The organism is Actinomadura sp. NPDC000929, from assembly GCF_040492065.1.
GTDB classification, from domain to species: Bacteria; Actinomycetota; Actinomycetes; order Streptosporangiales; family Streptosporangiaceae; genus Spirillospora; species Spirillospora verrucosospora.
In genome coordinates this window covers 43398-61941 of the sequence record NZ_JBEUPA010000021.1, presented here as the reverse complement: position 1 = coordinate 61941, position 18544 = coordinate 43398, and the positions used below count along the sequence as shown (strand labels likewise).

At 70.0% G+C, this 18544-nt stretch carries 15 protein-coding genes and 1 tRNA gene; 10 read left to right on the top strand and 6 right to left on the bottom strand.

The genetic code is table 11. The features are described from left to right. Window positions 1–209: 209 nt before the first annotated feature. Complete coding sequence (locus ABWI04_RS11040) at window positions 210–944, bottom strand: DUF427 domain-containing protein (protein WP_345179713.1); 735 nt, start codon at window positions 942–944, stop codon at window positions 210–212. 92 nt (window positions 945–1036) lie between these two features. Between ABWI04_RS11040 and ABWI04_RS11035 the strand changes: the two genes are divergently transcribed. From ABWI04_RS11035 to ABWI04_RS11020, 4 genes are all read left to right on the top strand, one after another. Further along, a complete protein-coding gene (locus ABWI04_RS11035; RefSeq protein WP_353832292.1) occupies window positions 1037–2194 on the top strand; it encodes an efflux RND transporter periplasmic adaptor subunit in 1158 nt (385 codons plus the stop codon). After that, window positions 2191–2952, top strand: a complete 762-nt coding sequence (locus ABWI04_RS11030; RefSeq protein ID WP_345179716.1) for an ABC transporter ATP-binding protein — start codon at window positions 2191–2193, stop codon at window positions 2950–2952. The genes ABWI04_RS11035 and ABWI04_RS11030 overlap by 4 nt, the downstream gene beginning before the upstream one ends. Then, complete coding sequence (locus tag ABWI04_RS11025) at window positions 2949–4190, top strand: ABC transporter permease (RefSeq protein WP_353832291.1); 1242 nt, start codon at window positions 2949–2951, stop codon at window positions 4188–4190. Before ABWI04_RS11030 ends, ABWI04_RS11025 begins: the two co-directional genes overlap by 4 nt. A 524-nt stretch (window positions 4191–4714) precedes the next feature. Next, the gene (locus ABWI04_RS11020) at window positions 4715–4924 is read left to right on the top strand and encodes a hypothetical protein (protein WP_353832290.1); all 210 of its coding nucleotides are present in this window, start codon (window positions 4715–4717) and stop codon (window positions 4922–4924) included. Window positions 4925–5934: 1010 nt separating this feature from the next. Here ABWI04_RS11020 and ABWI04_RS11015 read toward each other — a convergent pair. Next, the gene (locus ABWI04_RS11015; RefSeq protein WP_353832289.1) at window positions 5935–7422 is read right to left on the bottom strand and encodes an MDR family MFS transporter; all 1488 of its coding nucleotides are present in this window, start codon (window positions 7420–7422) and stop codon (window positions 5935–5937) included. Between the two features lie 105 nt (window positions 7423–7527). Between ABWI04_RS11015 and ABWI04_RS11010 the strand changes: the two genes are divergently transcribed. From ABWI04_RS11010 to ABWI04_RS11000, 3 genes are all read left to right on the top strand, one after another. Beyond that, on the top strand, window positions 7528–8220 hold the full coding sequence (locus tag ABWI04_RS11010; protein WP_353832288.1) for a TetR/AcrR family transcriptional regulator: 693 nt from the start codon (window positions 7528–7530) through the stop codon (window positions 8218–8220). Window positions 8221–8312: 92 nt separating this feature from the next. After that, the gene (locus ABWI04_RS11005) at window positions 8313–9794 is read left to right on the top strand and encodes an alpha/beta hydrolase (protein ID WP_345179728.1); all 1482 of its coding nucleotides are present in this window, start codon (window positions 8313–8315) and stop codon (window positions 9792–9794) included. A 64-nt stretch (window positions 9795–9858) separates the two neighbouring features. Beyond that, window positions 9859–9934, top strand: a tRNA-Thr gene (locus ABWI04_RS11000). 368 nt (window positions 9935–10302) lie between these two features. Here the strand turns inward: ABWI04_RS11000 and ABWI04_RS10995 are convergent. Next, the gene (locus ABWI04_RS10995; RefSeq protein WP_353832287.1) at window positions 10303–10662 is read right to left on the bottom strand and encodes a hypothetical protein; all 360 of its coding nucleotides are present in this window, start codon (window positions 10660–10662) and stop codon (window positions 10303–10305) included. Window positions 10663–11148: 486 nt separating this feature from the next. Between ABWI04_RS10995 and ABWI04_RS10990 the strand changes: the two genes are divergently transcribed. Continuing rightward, window positions 11149–11442: a hypothetical protein gene (locus tag ABWI04_RS10990; protein WP_345179732.1), complete on the top strand. Its 294-nt coding sequence runs from the start codon at window positions 11149–11151 to the stop codon at window positions 11440–11442. Between the two features lie 428 nt (window positions 11443–11870). Beyond that, entirely contained in the window at window positions 11871–12404 is a 534-nt protein-coding gene (locus tag ABWI04_RS10985; RefSeq protein ID WP_353832286.1) for a DinB family protein, read from the top strand. 116 nt (window positions 12405–12520) lie between these two features. Here the strand turns inward: ABWI04_RS10985 and ABWI04_RS10980 are convergent, their stop codons facing one another. Beyond that, window positions 12521–12895 carry a MarR family winged helix-turn-helix transcriptional regulator gene (locus ABWI04_RS10980; RefSeq protein WP_345179736.1) on the bottom strand — a complete coding sequence of 125 codons (375 nt, stop codon included), beginning with the start codon at window positions 12893–12895 and terminating at the stop codon, window positions 12521–12523. Window positions 12896–12997: 102 nt separating this feature from the next. Here ABWI04_RS10980 and ABWI04_RS10975 point away from each other — a divergent pair, with 102 nt between their 5' ends. Further along, on the top strand, window positions 12998–14449 hold the full coding sequence (locus ABWI04_RS10975) for an MFS transporter (RefSeq protein WP_345179737.1): 1452 nt from the start codon (window positions 12998–13000) through the stop codon (window positions 14447–14449). A gap of 446 nt (window positions 14450–14895) precedes the next feature. On the opposite strand, the gene ABWI04_RS10970 is transcribed toward ABWI04_RS10975, so the two are convergent. Beyond that, window positions 14896–17319 (bottom strand): VIT domain-containing protein, encoded by a 2424-nt coding sequence (locus tag ABWI04_RS10970; protein WP_353832285.1) that lies wholly within the window; start codon window positions 17317–17319, stop codon window positions 14896–14898. Continuing rightward, window positions 17316–18092: a MerR family transcriptional regulator gene (locus ABWI04_RS10965; RefSeq protein WP_353832284.1), complete on the bottom strand. Its 777-nt coding sequence runs from the start codon at window positions 18090–18092 to the stop codon at window positions 17316–17318. Before ABWI04_RS10965 ends, ABWI04_RS10970 begins: the two co-directional genes overlap by 4 nt. Between the last annotated feature and the right edge of the window lie 452 nt (window positions 18093–18544).

Below are 18544 nucleotides of genomic sequence, written 5' to 3'. Positions count from 1 at the left end.
CGCGCTAACTTACGCTCGCGTAACCTACGGTCGTGTAGGAATCGCGGAGGATTCAAGGCCTCGGCCATCAAAGCGACAGGCATCACACCATCGCATGATGTTCCATCCGATGATGTAATGCCTGCTGATAAAAGACGGCGGAGAAACTGTCGGCCGGGCACGATGGCCTGGCGGCGACCGGCCGTCCGGGGCCGACGCGGGATCCGCGCTCAGAACTTGGTCTTCGGCCGCTCCTGGAGAACTCCGTCCACGAAGATGTCGAGCTTCTCGTTGTAGAAGCAGACCAGCCCGGCGACCTTGCGGCTCTCCTCCAGCGGCGTCCGGTACGACCAGGCCAGATCCTCGTGCAGCGTGCCGTTCACCCGCACCGACCAGTACTCCGCGGTGCCCTTGTACGGGCAGTGCGACACGGTGCCGGTGTGTTCGAGCAGGTCCATGCGGACATGCGGCTTCGGCAGGTAGTAGCGCACAGGCAGCCCCGTCTCGAACAGCAGCCGCGGGCTGGACGACTCCGCGACCGTCACCCCGTCCACCTCGACCCGGACATGCCGCGACGCCGCCAGCACGTCCACGCGCGTATACGGGTCGCGGGGATGGACGAAGACCTCCTCGTCCTCCTCGAACCAGGCGTCCATCGCGTCCCAGTCGAGACGGACGAACCCGGGCAGCTCGGTGTAGCGGAGCGCGGCGCCGGGCGCCTGCGCGCCGTCCACCTTCACGGTGAAGGCGGTCGCGTCGCCCCTGCTCGGCGAACGGGTGCCCGGCCCGTCCTCGACGAGTTCGGCCCGCACGTCCGTCTCGGGAAAGTAGTAGGTCGGGTAGTAGGGGATCTCCCAGACGAGAGAAGGCCGTGTCGAGTCGGCCACCAGATGGCCGCCGAGGTAAGCCCGGACGCGCTTGCCGCTCTCCTCGATCCGGAGACTGGTCTTCCGCGATGTGCCCATGCCTGGGCAACCTCACCGGTCGGGGCCCTATTTCATCGAATTCTCACCCTTGCCTCACGAACGCCACATGAGCCCTCAAGAGCCTCATCCGCATGAATCGGACACTCCTGGTCAACGGCGCGCTGGGCGCACTGCTCGTCGCCGGGGCCGGAACCGCGTACCTCGCCCTCGGCGACGGAGGCGACGGCGCCGCCGCGTCCACCCGCCTGACCCGCGTCACGCGCGGGACGGTGGTCTCGTCGGTGTCGGCGTCCGGCTCGGTGGAGAGCGCCAAGAGCCGTTCGCTGTCCTTCGGCGCCTCCGGCACGGTCGCGAAGATCTACGTCAAGGCGGGGCAGAAGGTGAGGACGGGCGACGTCCTCGCCCGCCTCGACCAGACAGAGGCGCTCGAGAACGTCGACGCAGCCAAGGCGAACCTGGCGGTCGCCGCCGATGGGGACACCTCGTCCGACAAGGGGTACGCCGGGTACGTCCAGGCGAAGAACTCCTACAACGCCGCCTTGCGGGCGTACCAGGGGACCGTCCTGAAAGCTCCGTTCGCCGGAACGGTGACCGCCGTCAACGGGACGGTGGGCGGCAGTTCGAGCGGTTCGTCCTCCTCGGGTTCGGGTTCGGGCGGCGGTTCGACGTCGCCGACCTCGTCCTCCACCTCGTCCTCCTCCTCGTCGTCGGGCTCGGGCTTCGTCGAGCTCGCCGACACCGCGCACCTCCAGGTCGAAGGCGAGTTCACCGAGGCCGACACCACGAAGCTCAAGACCGGCCAGGCCGCCACGGTCACGTTCGACGCGCTCACCGGCAAGACCGCCACCGGCAAGATCACCACGATCGGCGCGGCGCCGACGACCACCGACAACGTCGTGAAGTTCCCGGCCGTGATCGCGCTGGGCGACGTCCCGTCCGGGGTCCGGCTCGGCCAGACCGCCACGGTGGAGATCACCGTGGCGCGGGCGGAGAACGTCCTCTACGTGCCGAGCGCCGCGGTCAGGACGGCCGGCGGGCAGAGTACGGTCACCGTCGTCCGCGACGGCAGGCAGGTCCCCACCACGGTCGAGACCGGCGTCAGGGGCGACCAGGGCACCGAGATCAGCTCGGGCCTGAAGGAGGGCGACGAGGTCGCCGTGACCTCGGCGTCCGGCGGCGGGAACACCGTCCAGCGCGGCTTCCCGGGCGGCGGCGGACCGGGGCTCGGCGGCGCCCCCGGCGGCGGCGCGCCCGGCGGCGGGGCGCCCGGCGGCGGAGGCCGCCGATGACCGCCCGCACCCCGCCCGTGCTCGACCTCCGCGACGTGACCAAGGTGTACGGGACGGGCGAAACGGCCGTCCACGCCCTGCGGGGCGTCTCGCTGACCGTGGAACGCGGCGACTATGTGGCGATCATGGGCGCGTCGGGCTCGGGCAAGTCGACGCTGATGAACATCATCGGCTGCCTGGACGTGCCGAGCGCCGGCCGCTGCCTCCTCGACGGCATCGACGTCGTCGGCCTCGGCGAGCGCGACCTGGCCACCCTGCGCAACCGCCGCATCGGGTTCGTCTTCCAGTCGTTCAACCTGATCCCGCGGATGACGGCGCAGGCCAACGTCGAACTGCCCCTCGCCTACGGCGGCCTCCGCGGCGCCGACCGGCGGCGCCGCGCCCTCGCCGCCCTGCGCGAGGTCGGCCTCGCCGACCGCACCCGGCACGAGCCGAACGAGCTGTCGGGCGGCCAGCAACAGCGCGTCGCCGTCGCCCGCGCCCTGGTCACCGCCCCGACGCTGCTCCTCGCGGACGAGCCGACCGGCGCGCTCGACAGCGCCTCCACCGCCGACATCCTCGGCGTCTTCGACCGGCTCGGCCGCACCGGCCGCACCATCGTCGTGATCACCCACGAGGACGACGTCGCCGCGCACGCCAAGCGGATCGTCCGCCTCGTGGACGGCCGCATCGTCGAGGACGTCCGCCGGGAGGGCCCGGTGACCCCCGGCATCCGAGCCGCGCGCCCCGCGCCCCCGGAACCGAAGGAGGCAGGGTGAGCGCCCTGGAGATCCTGCGCTTCGCCGTCCGCGGCCTGTCGGCCAACAAGCTGCGCAGCTCCCTCACCACCCTCGGCATCCTGATCGGCGTCGGCGCCGTCATCCTGCTCGTCGCGGTCGGCAACGGCTCCTCCGAGCAGATCAAGAAGAGCATCCAGCGCCTCGGCGCCGACTCCCTCACCGTCACGCCGTCCACCACGGGCCGCGGCGGCTTCGGGATGACCGACCAGGCCTCGGGCCCGCGCACCCAGGCCCGCGACCTCACCGCGGAGGACGCCGAAGCCCTCACCGCCGGCGGGGCCCCGTCGGTCAGGTCCGCCTCACCCGTCGTGACCAGCCAGTCCGTCACCGCGGGGTACGCGGGCACGAGCGCGACCATCGGCCAGTTCGTCGGGACGACCCCGTCCTACTTCGCGGCCGCGAACAAGACCCTCGCGTCCGGCACGGCGTTCACCGCCGAGGACGTCGCCGCCGCCCGCAAGACCGTCGTGCTCGGCAGCACGGTGGCGTCCGACCTGTTCGGACGCGTGAACCCCATCGGCAAGAAGATCGACGTGGGCGGGATCCGGTTCACCGTCGCGGGCGTCCTCAAGGCGACGGGCTCCTCCTCGTCGACCTTCTCCGACCCGGACAGCATCGCCGTCGCGCCGCTCCCGGCCGTCCAGGAGACCCTCACCGGGTACGGCGCCCTCGACCAGATCATCGTCCAGGCCACCGGCAGCGACACGGTCGGCGCCGCCGAGGCCGAGGTCACCCAGATCATCGGCCAGCGTCACGACGCGACCTCCCCGGGCGGCGCCGACTTCACGGTCTCCAGCCAGGCGAGCGTCCAGTCGGCGGTCAGCGAGTCGAGCCGGACCTTCACCGTCCTGCTCGGCGCCGTCGCCGCCATCAGCCTCCTCGTCGGCGGCATCGGCATCACCAACATCATGCTGGTCACCGTCACCGAACGGACCCGCGAGATCGGCATCCGCAAGGCCATCGGCGCCCCGCGCGGCGCGATCCTGGGCCAGTTCATCGCGGAGGCCACCGTCCTCAGCCTCACCGGCGGCCTCCTCGGCGTCCTCGCCGGCGTCCTCGGCAGCCTCTTCACCATCGCGGGCGTCAAACCCGTCCTGGTCCCGTCGTCGATCGTCCTGGCCCTGGCCGTCTCCCTGGCGATCGGCCTGTTCTTCGGCAGCTACCCCGCCAACCGCGCCGCCAAGCTCCGCCCCATAGACGCCCTACGCCACGACTAACCAAGGACCCTCATGCCCCTGAACCCACCACCCGTTGCCCCAACGCCCCACCCCACCGCCACCGCTGACGAAGACGGCCGCCCCCCTGCCGACGCTGGCCGCGCCGGTGCGCTGTGAGTAAGAGCCAAGACATGCCCAAGACCCCAACAACAGACGCCGAACTGCTCGCGAGCTCGCCCTTCGACAACAATCTCGCCACCGACCTACTCACGCAGCCCTCGCAGAGGTCTCTGTCAGGGCCGACGCTCTACCTAGCGGCCGGCGTCCTCCTGGTCGCAGGCTTCCTGAGCGGCGTCCAGGCGCACAAGTGGTCCGAGAACGGCTCCTCTGAACCGTCGGCCGGCGGCCGTACCAGAACCGGCGGCTACGGCGGACCTCCTGGCGCCGCAGGACCCCAAGGCGGCTACGGCGCCCCGGGTACCAACAACGGACCGGGCGGGGCCCCGGGCATCGGCCCCAGCAGCGCCCCAGGCAATGGCCCTGGGACAGGAAACCGTCCAAACGGCTCGGGAACCACCGGGACGGTGACCAAGGTCGTCGGCAACACCCTGTACCTGCGCACCGCCTCCGGCGAGACCGTGAAGGTCAAGACCACCGGAACCACCAAGATCCGCATCGTCGAGGACGGCGGGCTACGCGACCTCGACGCGGGCACGGCCGTCACCGTCCAGGGCTCCCCAGGCCAGGACGGCTTGCTCACCGCGACCACCGTGAACGAGCGCCCCGACCGTTGAATCGTCCAGGGCTCCCCGGGCCGGGATGGGTCGCTGACCGCGACCACCGTGAACGAGCGCTCCGGCCGTTGCCCGGAGATCCCGGCAGAGCGATGAAAGAGGGAGATCTCAATGGGCAGCATGCGCGCGATGCGGATGCTCGGCATCCTGACCGCCGCCGGAACAATCCTGCTAAGCACAGCCTGCGGAAACGGCGGCACCGCCGCTGCAGGCTCGGACAAGACGGCCGTGGCCGATCCCATGGCCTCATTCCGCGCCTGCCTTGAGAAGCAGGGCGCAGATATCCCGGACGGCGGAAAGGCCCCCGGCGGCGCGCCACCAACTGGCCGCCCGCCGAACCGTCCGAGCGACTCCCCGACCGGTGGCCCAGGCAGTCCGCAAACCGGACGCCCGTCCAACGCCCCAACAGACAACCCCCCGACCGGCATCCGCCCCACAAGATCCGCAGCAGAGCAGAAGGCCATGCAAGCCTGCGCCTCCCTAGCCCCCAACCGAGGCACCGGCAAGAACCAAGGACCACCCCCCACCTCTCAGCCCACCAACAACTAACCCCACCCCCAAACCACCCAGCCCCAGCCCAGCCCTCCCGCAGGGTCCTGCCCCGGCCCCAGCCTGCCTTGGGACCGGCCAGTTGTAGTGCGGCCTAGCCGCAGACTGGCCGTCTCAGAGCCCTCGAACCGGTTCTTCCTAGGGGCCCGTCCCAGAGCAGTCTGGGGCAGGCCGGACCGGTCCGACCGGCCCGTCTCAGACGGACGGAGTGGCCCGTCTTCGAGTGGCCTGCTCCGACCGGTCTGTCTCGGCCCCGGCGTGGTCCGATGGGCGCGTCTGAGACCGGGCCGTATCAGACGGCCTGCCCCGGATCGGCCGGATCCAGCTGCGGCCTGTCTCAGAGTGGCCCGGTCCAGCCGAGGCCTGGGGCAGAGGGGACCGAGTTACGCGGCGGTCTGACCGGTCTCGCGGAGTGAGTGCCGTGGGATCATCGCTTCCTGTGACGAGACCGTCCGGGCGGGTCAGGCCGTGGCGGGTTGGCTTTGTTGAGGTTTGCGCGGGATGGTGAGGACGGGGACCAAGGCCGCCACCAGGAACACCGCAGTCCACCAGAAGGTGTCGGTGAAGGCGTTCGCCAGGAGGGACGGTGTCTCTGCTGTGCGGTGTCCGGCGGCCTCGTCCAGGCTTCCGGATGCTCCGGGGATCTCGTGGCGGATCCCGATCTGCAGGATGACCGCCGTCACCGCCGTGCCGAACGAGCTGCCGATGCGGACCAGGATGTTCGCGCCTGTGGTCGCGGCGGGCACCGCTTCGCGGGGGAGGCCCTGGTAGGCCATCGCCATCAGGGGCGGCGCGATCATGCCGTGGCCGAGTCCGACGACGAGCATCGCGGCCATGATCGTGGCGCGTCCGGTGCCGGGGGAGAGGGTGGTGAGGGCCACCGTCCCGGCGAGCACGCAGAGAATGCCGCCGACCGCGAGCCATCGTCCGCCGAAACGGTCGCCGAGCCGTCCCGACACCGACATGGTGGCCATCGCGCCGACCCCCATCGGGGCCAGCAACCAGCCCGCGTCCAGAGCCGACTCCCCGCGGACGATCCCCGCGAACAGCGGAACGAGGATCATCAGGCCGAACATCGCGGCGCTGTAGAGGAAGAGTCCGCCGGTCGCGGCCGTGAAGGCCCGGGTGCCGAGACGGCGCAGGTCGATGAGGGCGCCGTCGCCCCTGCGGAACGCGTGGGCCGCGAACGCCGCGACGAGGACGCCGCCGGCGATCGCCGTGATGAGGAAGCGTCCGCTGGTCAGATGCGCCCCGTTGCCGACCTCAGAAAGCGCGTACACCAGGGCCGCCAGGCCGGGAGACAGAAGCAGCATGCCGATGACGTCCAGCCGGGCGTCCGTGCTGCGTTCACCGTCGCGCGGCAGCATCCTCAGGGCCGCCACCAGCGCCAGCGCGCAGAACGGGACGTTCACGAAGAACATCCACCGCCAGCTCAGGTTGTCGACGATCACGCCGCCGAGCAGCGGCCCCAGGATCGGGGCCAGCATCGCGGGCACGGAGACGATGCTCATCACGCGGCCCATCCGGTCAGGCCCGGCCTCCCGGACGAGCATCGTCTGCCCGACGGGCATCAGCATGCCGCCGCCGAACCCTTGCAGGACGCGGAACACGATCAATGAGGGCAACGACCAGGCGAGCCCGCACAGCAGCGACCCGCCGATGAACAGGCCGAGCGAGACGAGCCACATCGTCCGGGCCCCGAACCGCCGCACCGACCACGCGGTCAGCGGGATCGCCATCGAGAGGGCGAGGGTGTAGCCGGTCACGACCCACTGGACGGTCGCGAGGGAGGTGTCGAAGTCCCGGCCGAGGGCGGTGATCGCGACGTTGACGATCGTGCTGTCGAGGACCGTCATGATCGCGCCGAGCACCACGACGATGGCGATGTTGCGCAGGTGCGGATCGATGGGTGCCTTCTGGACGGACGGTGCGGTGTCTGCCGTGGTCATCCCCGTTCCCCCTCAGGTTTCCGTACGCCGTATCGGCAACACCATACAGCGTATCGTCAGATCCGTACACCGTATCGATACGGCGTCTCGCGTACGATCTCTGGTGTGGCGGCAACACCGAGGTCAGGCGATGTGTGGACGCGTCCGCGCGGCGGGCGCAGGCCGAAGCTGACCCGCGAGGCGATCGTCGAAGCGGCGATCAGGCTGGCGGACGCGGAGGGCCTGGAGGCGGTGTCCATCCGCCGCATCGCAAGCGAGCTGGGCGTCCGGGCGATGAGCCTGTACACGCACATCGACGCGAAAGAGGACCTCCTCGACCTGATGTACGACGTGGTCGCCGAAGAGGTGCTGGTCCAGGGGGAGCTGCCGGACGGCTGGCGCGAGGCGCTGATCGAGATCGCTCGAAGGGAGCGCGAGGCCGGGCTGCGGCACCCGTGGATGCTGCAACTCGCGGGACGTTCCCCGCGCATCGGGCCCAACGGACTGCGCCACATCGAGCAGACCCTGGCCGCCGCCGCCCGCCTCACCGACGACCCGGAAGGCATGCTGGCCATCGTCAAGACGATCGACCACTACATGCTGGGCTTCATCACGATGGAGCAGCAGGCCGCCGATACTGCCCCCCAGCGCGTCCAAACGACCCCCTTGGAGCAGTCGTACGTACGGCTGCTGGTGGAACAGGGCGAACTCCCGCACCTCAAGCCCTTCTTGGAGACGGGCTTCTACCGCAGTGACAGCTTCGAGCTGGGCCTCAAGTGGGTGCTGGACGGCATCGAACACGAATACCGACGGAAGTAGCCCTCGACCACCATGCCGACGTAGCGTAGGCGGCGGCGTACGTGCAGCTACGACGAGACGGGGACCGGGTGCGGGCAGCGAAACTCATCAGCGTGGCCGCTGTGCTGGTTCTGGCGGCGGCCACCGGCTGCGACAGCGGGGACAGGAACACGAGCCAGGCCGCAAGCGTCCCCACGGGCCTGGGGCAGTTCTATGGCCAGAAACCGTCCTGGAAGGGCTGTCGCAACGGGTTCGAGTGCGCGACCGTACAGGTCCCCTTGGACTACACCAAGCCGTCCGGCGAGAAGGTCGGCATCTCGCTCATCCGGCTCCCGGCCGAAGACAAGTCCGAGCGGATCGGTTCACTGCTCACCAACCCTGGGGGTCCCGGCGGTTCCGGGGTCGACTTCGTTCGCCAGGCCGCCCGCACCTTCGGGAACGACCTGCGCCGGCGATTCGACATCGTCGGCTTCGACCCGCGCGGGGTGGCGTCCAGCGCGCCCGTCCGCTGTAACACCGGACCCCAGCTGGACGAGTTCTTCGCCACCGACGCGTCCCCAGACGACCCGAACGAGACCAACCAGCTAGGCGGCGCAAGCAAGGCCTTCGCGCAGCGTTGCAAGGCCAAGGCCGACTCGGAGCTTCCCTACGTCGGCACGGTCAACGCCGCCCGCGACATGGACGTCCTGCGCGCCGCCTTGGGCGACCAGAAGCTCACCTACTACGGCGCCTCCTACGGCACGTACCTGGGCGCCTTCTACGCCGAGCAGTTCCCCAAGAACGTCCGCGCCCTCGTCCTGGACGGCGCCGTCGATCCGAAGCTGTCGTCCACCGACCTCCTGATCGAGCAGGCCAAGGGCTTCGAGACCGCTCTCCGTGCCTTCGCCGACGACTGCGTGAAGTCGGGCGGCTGCGCCTTCGGCAACACCCCGGACGCGGTCATCGGCCAGGTTTCCTCCTTCCTCGCGTCCACGGACAAGAAGCCCCTCAGCAACACGCGCGACTCCCGCAAGGTCACCGAGTCCCTGGCCGTGATGGGCATCGCCCGGGCCCTCTACGTCAAGGAGTACTGGCCCGTTCTGCGCCAGGCGCTCACCCAGGCGACGCAGAAGGGCGACGGCACTCTTCTCCTAGCTCTCGCGGACGAGATGGTCGAACGCAAGGCCAACGGCACCTACAGCAACCAGACCGACGCCAACATGGCCGTCAACTGCGTCGACAAGCCCAACCCGCCGGACCTCGCCGCCTACGGCAAGGCAGCCGCCCAAGCCAAGAAGGTCGCTCCCCGCTTCGGACCGTTCGTCGTCTGGGGCGGCCTACCGTGCGTCTACTGGTCCGCCCAGACCGAACAAGCACCCCAACCCATCACCGCCAAGGGCGCCGCCCCCATCGTCGTCATCGGAACCATCCGCGACCCCGCGACGCCCTACAAGTGGGCCCAGAGCCTGGCCGGCCAGCTCTCCAGCGGCGTCCTCCTCACCTTCGACGGCGACGGCCACACCGCCTACCTCCAAGGCAACTCCTGTATCACCAAGGCCACCGACGACTACCTGATCAGCGCCGACCCGCCCAAGAACGGGACCACCTGCCGCTGAATAACCAGTGCGCACCCACCCCCCAACACCCGGTAGACTGCTTCCGCCATGCCCCGCATGGCACGCCGCCTTAGCTCAGTCGGCAGAGCGATTCACTCGTAATGAATAGGTCATCGGTTCGATTCCGATAGGCGGCTCCACCTCAGAGGCCCCTTCTGATCCCGGAAGGGGCCTCTGCGCTTACAGCGGTGCCTAGACCGCTCCCTTCATGCCCCGCGCGAACACTTCCCCTGGGACCACCTCGGCCGAGCGGACCGCGTGCGCGTAGACCGAAGCGTGGTGGCCGGGTCAGCGTGCCCGAGCCGAGCAGCGACGATGTGGACGGGCGCACCCGCAAGAAGAAGGGTCGTCGCGTGGAGGTGCGCGAACCGTGAGCCCGAGCATGGCCGCCATGCGAACCTGACGCGACCGTCGTGGGCAGAGTTGGCGCAGGACTTGAGTGTGGGGTGCGGTGTCGGGCAGGCGCGTCCCTTCTGGGAGCCGTTGTAAGCGCCGGTTCGATACGATCTCACCGGATTCGGGGGATGAAGAGGTCTCGCTCATGTTCAGGCTGTTCCGCCGGCGACGTACGGACGAACTCGCCCTCATCGACGCCGAAATCACGGCCCTCGGCGAGGCGCTGGCGCGACACCCCTTCGTACCCGAGCAGCACGCCGCGGACGCCGATCTCCTGACGGACTACTCGCGGGCGCTCGATGCCTATGAGCAGGCCAAGAGGGCCTTCGTCGGAGACCGCGACCGCGCGGACGCCGCGGATGTGCTGATCGCGCTGGACGAGGGCCGCCACGCGCTCGCCTGCGTCGACGCCCGCCTCGCGGGCCACCCTGCGCCGCCCCGGCGTCCCCTGTGCTTCTTCGACCCGCGCCACGGCACGTCCGTCGACCGTCTCTCCTGGACCCCCGAGGGGGGCGTCACCCGGATCATCGACGTGTGCGCGGCGGACGGGGTGAGGATCAGCGAGGGCATGCCGCCCATCGCGACCGGCCGACGCCCGCCACCGCCGCCCGAGCCGCGCGCACCCGCGCCCAGTTCTCGACCGCGCGGGTCTCGGGCCCCAGCCCCTGCGCCGCGCGCTCCTGGAGAACCCGCGCCCTATAAGACGTGCCCGCCGGGCGTACGCAAGAGCCAGCGAGTTCAGGGAAGGGGAGCCAGGGAGCACAAGTTCCCTTATCGTGAACCACGCGTCCCGCAGGTGCTCGTCGTCCGCCTCCACGGCGGCGAGCGGAAAAGCGTGGTCAAGCTCGTCGAAGCGGGAGACGTACGGGTTCTGCTTCGAGTTCGAGGGCACCGAAGCCGTGTTGTGGCGCCGCTCCCTGTACGTGAGGACAAGCACGTCCACCTGCGGATCGAGACAATGGGGCGGTGGTCCGCGTGGCTGCAGCGCTTCGACACCGTCCCAGCGGCCCGCGACCACATCTCCTCGCGCGGCTCCTTCGTCTTCCGCTACATGGGAGGCCCCGCGATCGTCCAGATGACGCACGCCGAGCACGGCGACTTCTCTCTCACGGAACTCACGACGGACTTCGAGCAGGGCCAGCGGGTTCTGTCCGGCAAGGGTGCCACCTACGCCGAAGCCCACCTGTCGGGCTCGACCTACCTGCATGTGCGAGCCGAAGGCGACTGGAGGATCAGGTTCACCCCTCTGTGAGAAGGGGCGAGAGTTGTCCGTTGCGATGAGTCAGGGCCGGAACTCGGCCACGATGGCGTGCAGGGGTCGCAAGAATCGGCCGCGCGTGCCCATGTCGCACCTCGGCCTGCGCGACCCCCGACCTCGGCCCTTCCCTCGCCCTCTAGTCCGTGCTCGGGTACGAGCTGGTCGTGATTGCAGAAGTCCAGTGTGGGGAGCCGGCGCTAGACGGCGGCTGACCTGGGGTCGGGGCTCCGGACGTCATGGCTGACGGATCCCGACGGCTACCGGATCGAGCTCGTGCAATGGCCGCCCGGCCACCCGGCAGGCATGGCGAGCGCGGATTTCGTCTGACGAGACTGCGCAACAGGAGCGAAGGTTCTGAATAATGCCTTGCCCTGTGCCTGCTGAGACGGCCTGGAGACAGGAGCCGCACTACCCTTCGGCGGATGCATAACCCTCCGGGCCAGGTGCCCGCGCCTCTCGATGGTCCAGGCGTCGAGGTGACAGACGCCCGCGAGCTCTTGCTCGGATACTTGGAGTGGTATCGCGAAGCGCTGATGCGCAAGCTTTCCGGGCTCTCGGACGAGCAGCTCCGCGAGCCGGTCGAGCCGTTGGGGTGGTCACCGCTCGGCCTGGTGCAGCACCTGGGTTGGGTCGAACGCCGGTGGATGCGTTGGGGATTCGCCGCCGAAGACGTTCTCGCCTACCCGCCCGGTGGCGACGAGGCTGAATGGACCGTCCCTGCTGACCGGGCCACCGCCCAGGTCATGGACGCTTATCGGTCGGAGGTCTCGCATACGCGCGCTCTTTTGGACGGTGCCGCACTGAACGACCGAGCTCGTCTGGGTGGTCGTTTCCGGACGTCCGAACAAGCTCCCTCCCTCGGCAGGATCCTCTTCCACCTGCTCCAGGAGTACGCGCGCCATGTCGGCCACCTCGACGTTGCCCGCGAGCTGTTGGACGGGACGACCGGCGAGTAGCTGCCGATCAGCGCAGCCGTCGACAGCGGAGGGTGTGCGCCTGACAGAGTCCACGATCGCCAGAGGTCTCCGAAGTATTCGAGCCCGTCACAGCGGCCGCGGTTGAACGTCCCGGGTCAGTCGGTCAGGTGCTCGGCGAGGATCTTCAGGTGGGTGTCGCGGGCGTCGGCGTGGCAGCGGCGGCCGGCGTCGGTGATCTCCACGAAGACGCCGCGGCGGTCGGCCTCGCAGAGCCCGCGCTGGACGTAGCCGTGCTTCTCCAGACGGGCGACCGTCCGGGACAGGGCGCTCTGGCTGAGGTACATGGCCGCGGCGATGTCCTGCATGCGACGCTTCTCACAGTTCTGATCCACGAGGCGGTCGAGCGTCTCGTACTCGCTCATGCTCAGGCCGTGGACGTCCTGCAAGGCGCGGTCCAGAGCGCATGCGACCGTGTTGTAGCAGGTCGCCAGCTTGCGCCAGCGGTCCACCAGGACTGACTCCGCCTCCATGCCGCGCATCTTACCATGCAAGCGCATCAGATGCACAAGCATTAAATTCGCCGGAACTTTGTGCGTGGACATTTGATGCATGTGCATGTACTGTCCCTCGACGTGACTATCACCGAGACCTCACCCGACTCCGCTGTCCGGGGGCCGGGCGCCGTGGGCGCGCCGGCCGAACAGACCTGGACTCCCCGGCTGTGGGGAGTCCTCGCCGTCCTGTGCGCCGTGTTGTTCCTCGACGGACTCGACGTCTCGATGGTGGGCGTCGCGCTGCCGTCGATCGGTGCTGAACTGGGCCTTTCGACCACGTCACTGCAGTGGATCGTCAACGGCTACGTTCTCGGCTACGGCGGGCTGCTCCTTCTCGGCGGGCGCACCGCCGACCTTCTCGGCCGCCGCCGCGTGTTCCTCGCCGCTCTCGCCGTGTTCGCCGTGGCGTCGCTGGTGGGCGGTCTCGTCAACGACGGCACGCTGCTGATCGCCACGCGGTTCGTGAAGGGGCTGGCCGCCGCGTTCACCGCGCCGACCGCCCTGTCCATCCTGACCACCACCTTCCACGAGGGCCCGGCGCGCAACCGCGCGCTGTCGGTGTTCTCCGTTTTCGGGGCGAGCGGCTACTCGTCCGGGTTGATCCTCGGCGGGTTGCTGACCAGCTTCGGGTGGCGCTGGACGTTCCTGACGCCCGTTCCGCTCGCCGTCCTCGCCCTTGTCGCCGGCATCGCGCTGATCCCGCGGGACCGGTCGGCGGCCGAAGGAGGGCACGACATCCTCGGTGCCCTGACGCTCACCGGGGGCATGCTGCTCGCGGTCTACACCGTGGTCTCGGCACCCGAGCGCGGGTGGCTCGACCCGGTCACCCTGGGTTCCGTCGCCGTCGCGGCGGCCCTGCTGATCGCGTTCTTCGTCACCGAGAACAAGGTGCGCCACCCTCTGATCCGGCTCGGCATCCTGCGGATCGGCTCGATCGTCCGGGCCAACCTGAGCATCGTCGCGCTGTTCGGCTCGTACCTGAGCTTCCAGTTCATGATGACGCTCTACCTGCAGGACGTGCTGCGCTGGTCGCCGCTGAAGATGGCCCTGGCCCTGCTGCCGGCCGGGCTCCTCGTGGCGTTCGGCTCGCCGTTCGTCGGGCGCCTGATCGACCGCTACGGGACGCCGCGCCTGATCATCAGCTCGATGACCTCCCTGAGCCTCGGCTACGCCTGGTTCCTGGCCACCGCCGGCAACGCTCCGCACTACGTGTTCACGATCCTGCCCACGATGCTGCTGCTGGGCGGCGGGTTCGCGTTCGGCTTCAGTTCGATCATGGCGCAGGCCACGGACGGGATCGACGACTCCGAGCAGGGGCTGGCCTCGGGTCTCGTCCAGACCTCGGGCCAGGTCGGCGCCGCCCTGGTCCTGGCCCTGGTCACCGCCCTGGTCGCGGGCGGGACGGCCGCCGGCGGCGACGGATTCGGCGAGTTCCACCCCGGAGTCAACCTGGTCAGCGCCGTCGCCGTGATCGGTCTGGCCCTGAACCTGATCCCGCTCCTCCGCCGCTACCGCCCGAAGCACACCTGACCGCCCTCCGCCACTGTGGGCCGGGCCGCGCAACCCACCGCGCGTCCCGGCCCACACCTTTCCTCGACGGTCCCTCAAGCCTCCCCGCCCCCGGCAGCGCTCGCGCACCGGGGGCGTCTGTGCGTGAACGGCGGTCGAGCGCCCGGCGGGAGCTGCGCACCTAGGGGAAAGTGCGCGTTTAGCGGGGTGTGTGTGCCTGGCGGGGTTTGCGAACTCGGGGGCGTTGGCGGGTCTGGGAGCGACTGTGCTCCTGGGGGATGAGCGCTGTCGCTGAATCTGTGACGTTCCTGGGTGCTTGATGTGCCGTTAGGTGTGGGGAACCTAGGCGAAGCGCTGCGGCTGGATGGGGTGCGGTGGCGTGGGTGGGTGCTGGTGTGGAGTGCCGCGTTGTTTGCGGCGTGCGGTGTGGCGGGGGCGTCTCCCGTTGGAGGCGCCCCCGCCTTGGGTTAGCCGGGACGTTTCCAGAAGGGGCGGCGGGGCGGGGATTCGCCGGTGAAGTCGGCTAGGACCTGGAGGGCCTGGGTCCACTGGTCGTTGACAGTGGGCTGGTCGGCGGTGGGCCGGAGGCGGTGGAGGTCATCGCGAAGGTCGGCGAGGGGTTTGGTGTCCAAGGAAAGGGTCTGCATTCGCTGGACGATCGACTCCAGGATGGGGAGAAGCTCGCTCAGCAGGTGCTGGACGCGCTCTTCCCGAGTGTCGGGGACCTGGCGGAGGCGACCCAGGACGTTGGCCAGTTCCTGCTGGAATCCGGCGAGGGGTGAGGGCGCAGGGCCTGCCGCTCGTCGGGCGCGGCGGGCGGGGCGGCCGAAGGAGCGGGCTGGGGGCGGGGGCGGCGCGCCGTAGCCGGCCGGGGCGCCTTGCGGCATCGGGGGCGGGCCCGTGGGGGCGGCCGGCATGGGCGCCGAAGGCATGGCGGGGGGAGGGGGAGCTCCGCCTGCCGGCGGGGCGGCGCCTTCCATTCCCACGGAGAAGGCGGCCGGGGCCATTCGCGGGGCGGCCATCGGTGCGGCTCCCGCCCAGCCGCGGGGCATCTCCACCGGCTGAACGACCTGGTGCGGAGCGTCGCCTTCGGTCGCGACCCGGCTGTCCACGGCGACGAACGCGGTGAAGCGGCACAGGACGCCGAACCGGAGGGAGGTCGAGATGATGCGCTGTTCCAGGTCACCGGCGCCGCCGACCGTGTAGCGGTCTTCTAGGTCGCGCAGGTGCGCGCGGGCCCAGATCGATCGGGCGGCCGAGTTCTTGGCGACCACCCCGGTGGCGTGCTGCTCCCAGGTCGTGCCGTCGGACGCCGTCCCCCGCACGGAGAGGGCGCCGGAAGCCGCGCCGCGGAACCTACCCGCGATCTGGAGCGGCACGCCGGGGAACAGGGCGCCCAGCCGGGTGGGCGCCACGCTGCCCGGGACGATCTCCAGCCCGTCGGCGTGAAGGGAGAGACCGGTGGCCACGGGGGCGGCGATCCGGTGGTGGATGTGCTCCATCGCCTCGTCGAGGCGGTCTTCGGACTCCACCAGTTCGCAGCGGCCCTGGCCGATCGAGGCGAGGCGGTTCAGGAAGCCGGCGTTGACGGCCTGGTCGATGCCGACCGTGTGCACGCGGATGCCGTGCAGGCGCGGTTCGAGGTGGGCGAGGAGCTGGTCCTCGTTGCCGACCTGGCCGTCGGTGATGAGGACGAGGACCCGGTCGCGGGCGGGGTCGGTGAGCAGGCGGCAGCCCTCGTCGAGCGGGGTGAGCATCTCCGTGCCGCCCCGCGCGCCCAGCGCCGCGAGGTGCTCGACGGCGCGGAACCGGTTGCGGTCGGTGCCGTCGACCAATCTGGAGCCGAGGTCGCGCGGGCGCTCGATGACGCTGTCGAAGGACAGGACGGCGAACCTGTCTTCGGCGCGGAGGGTGTCGACGATGCGGGCGGCGGCGCGGCGGGCGGCGACGATCTTCCAGCCGTGCATGCTGCCGGAACGGTCGAGGACGAGCACCACGTCGCGTGGCCGGGGCCTCACCTCCCCGGAAGGCAGGACCGTGAGGCTGAACGTTCCCTCCTCGCCGGACTCGTCGGGGATGAGGGAGAGGGCCGCGCTTTCGTGGGGGGCGAAGTCGAGGCGGAGGATGAAATCGCGGTCGAGTCGCTCGCCCGGTAGCAGGCGTACGGTCATCCGTTCGCCATCGCCTGCCTCGGCGACCACGTGCAACGCCGACCGGATCTCGGTGAGGGGAAGCCCCGCCGGATCGATGTCGACGGTGACGGCCAGGCGAACCGGGTTGGGGAAGTGGGGCAGCAGGACGGGCGGACTGATCCGGGACGCGTCCGGCACGGCGTCGGTGTCGTCGGCGGTGCCGGAGCCTGCGCGCTCGCCGTCGAGCGGAGCGCCAGGGATGTAGCGGGGCGCGACGACGAGGGGGAAGCGGAACGTCGCGCTGGACGCCGACTCGTGCGGCAGCGGCTGGTCGAGGGAGAGCCTGATCGTGACTCGCTCACCCGGCAGGATGTTGCCCACCCGCATGGTGAACACGTCCGGGCGGTCTTCTTCCGCTATGGCCGCGCGTTGACCCGCGGCGATGGCGGTGTCGTAGTCTTGCCGCGCCTGGCCGCGCTCTTTCAGCTTCCCTTCGATGACCCTGTCCGCGGCCTCCATGCGCATCGCGGTGACGGCGGCGCGGTCGGGCAGAGGGAAGATGTAGGTGGCCTCCAGCGGCTCGTCGAAGGGGTTGCGGAAGCCTTGGACGACCTCGATGCCCGCGGCGAGGCCGGTGATGGACGCGTGCACGTCCACGGAGTCGAGCGGCAGGTTTCCCCTGCCGGTGCTGAGCGCGCCGAGCCCGTGGTCGGGTACCGGCGGCGCGGGCTCGGGTAGCGGCAGGATACGCACGGTCACTGGATCCTCCGGGGTGGGTCGGCGGGCTGGAAGTCGGGGCTTTCGGCGGGGGGCCGTGCCGGGGCGAGCAGGCCGCGGCGGCGTAGTTCGTCGAGAAGCGGACGCGCGGCCACCTCGATGGCGGCGACGTCGTCGCCGTTCAGGTCAGGGACCTCCAGAAGCACGGTGAGGCCGGGCGCGAGACGGACGCCCTGGACGAGAGCGGGGCGGGGTTCGCCATAGCCGCTGACATCGACGTTCGGCCGGAATGACACATCGGGGCGCGTGCTCCAGAAGTTGCCTCTCTCGCCGCCCGCCGCGCTCGGGCGGGCTGGGGGCGGCATGCCCTGGCCCTCCGGTCTTGCCGCGGAGTCGCGGTGGGGAGCCTGATCTGCGTCCCGAATGGCCGGGGCGTTCGAGCCGAGGGGGCCGGATGCTCCGGAGGAAGGGGCGGGCGCCGGCAGGTCGGCCGACGGAGGGGGAACTGCGGCGATCTTGGCGAGTTCCGCGTCGGTCGCGGCGGCGAGCTCGATCTGGATCTCGGCGATGGAGCGGCCCGAGGCCTGTCGCCGCTTCACCGCGACGAGCTGGAGGAGATGGCGGGGCCCGTACAAGGCGGTGCGACCGCGGCGGCCGAGGGGGGGGTCGATCAGGCCGATCGTGGTGTACCAGCGGATCAGCCGCTCGTTGGGCAGGTCGCGCACCCGGCCGCTGACCTGTGCGGACGCGCCCGCCGCGAGAGCCGCGGCGGCATGGTCCGCCAGTTCGGCGATCGTCCAGGTGTCGTCGTCCATAGCTTGATGATGACACTGTCACGATGACAGTGTCAATCGCGATCGAGGGGGAGCGGTGCTGCACCGGCCCTCCCGGACGCTGCTCGGGTATGCCGACTCCCGGACGACTCGGGCTCGGTCTCGTGGCGGGCGCCGTCGCCGAACGTTGCATTGGACGTGCGTCGGGCATGCTCGGAGACGAAGCCGTGGCCGAATTGCCCTTTGAGGCGTCATAGTGGCGACATTCGTTGCCTGGCTCACCGTTTGGTTAGGCATTTATGGCCGTGGCCGGAAGTGCAGCCTCGCCGATTGTAGAAATGGTCGCTCCGGAGCCGAGGTCCGAAATGTCCGGGTGTCACCCTCGGTGGCCTTCCGGTCGCTCATCGGGGCGACGTCCTGGTCATACGAACTCGGTGAACCTTGCAGTATCTCGGACGAAGCACCCAAAGTCTATTAATAGCGACACGGTGTCC

What these genes read in the sequence shown, in the direction of transcription:
- ABWI04_RS10980 (WP_345179736.1), bottom strand. Translation starts at nt 12,895, where the DNA reads ATGGAGGCGGAGTCAGTCCTGGTGGACCGCTGGCGCAAGCTGGCGACC.
- ABWI04_RS10965 (WP_353832284.1), bottom strand. Translation starts at nt 18,092, where the DNA reads ATGGACGACGACACCTGGACGATCGCCGAACTGGCGGACCATGCCGCC.
- ABWI04_RS10985 (WP_353832286.1), top strand. Translation starts at nt 11,871, where the DNA reads ATGCATAACCCTCCGGGCCAGGTGCCCGCGCCTCTCGATGGTCCAGGC.
- ABWI04_RS10990 (WP_345179732.1), top strand. Translation starts at nt 11,149, where the DNA reads ATGGGGCGGTGGTCCGCGTGGCTGCAGCGCTTCGACACCGTCCCAGCG.
- ABWI04_RS11015 (WP_353832289.1), bottom strand. Translation starts at nt 7,422, where the DNA reads ATGACCACGGCAGACACCGCACCGTCCGTCCAGAAGGCACCCATCGAT.
- ABWI04_RS11035 (WP_353832292.1), top strand. Translation starts at nt 1,037, where the DNA reads ATGAATCGGACACTCCTGGTCAACGGCGCGCTGGGCGCACTGCTCGTC.
- ABWI04_RS11030 (WP_345179716.1), top strand. Translation starts at nt 2,191, where the DNA reads ATGACCGCCCGCACCCCGCCCGTGCTCGACCTCCGCGACGTGACCAAG.
- ABWI04_RS11040 (WP_345179713.1), bottom strand. Translation starts at nt 944, where the DNA reads ATGGGCACATCGCGGAAGACCAGTCTCCGGATCGAGGAGAGCGGCAAG.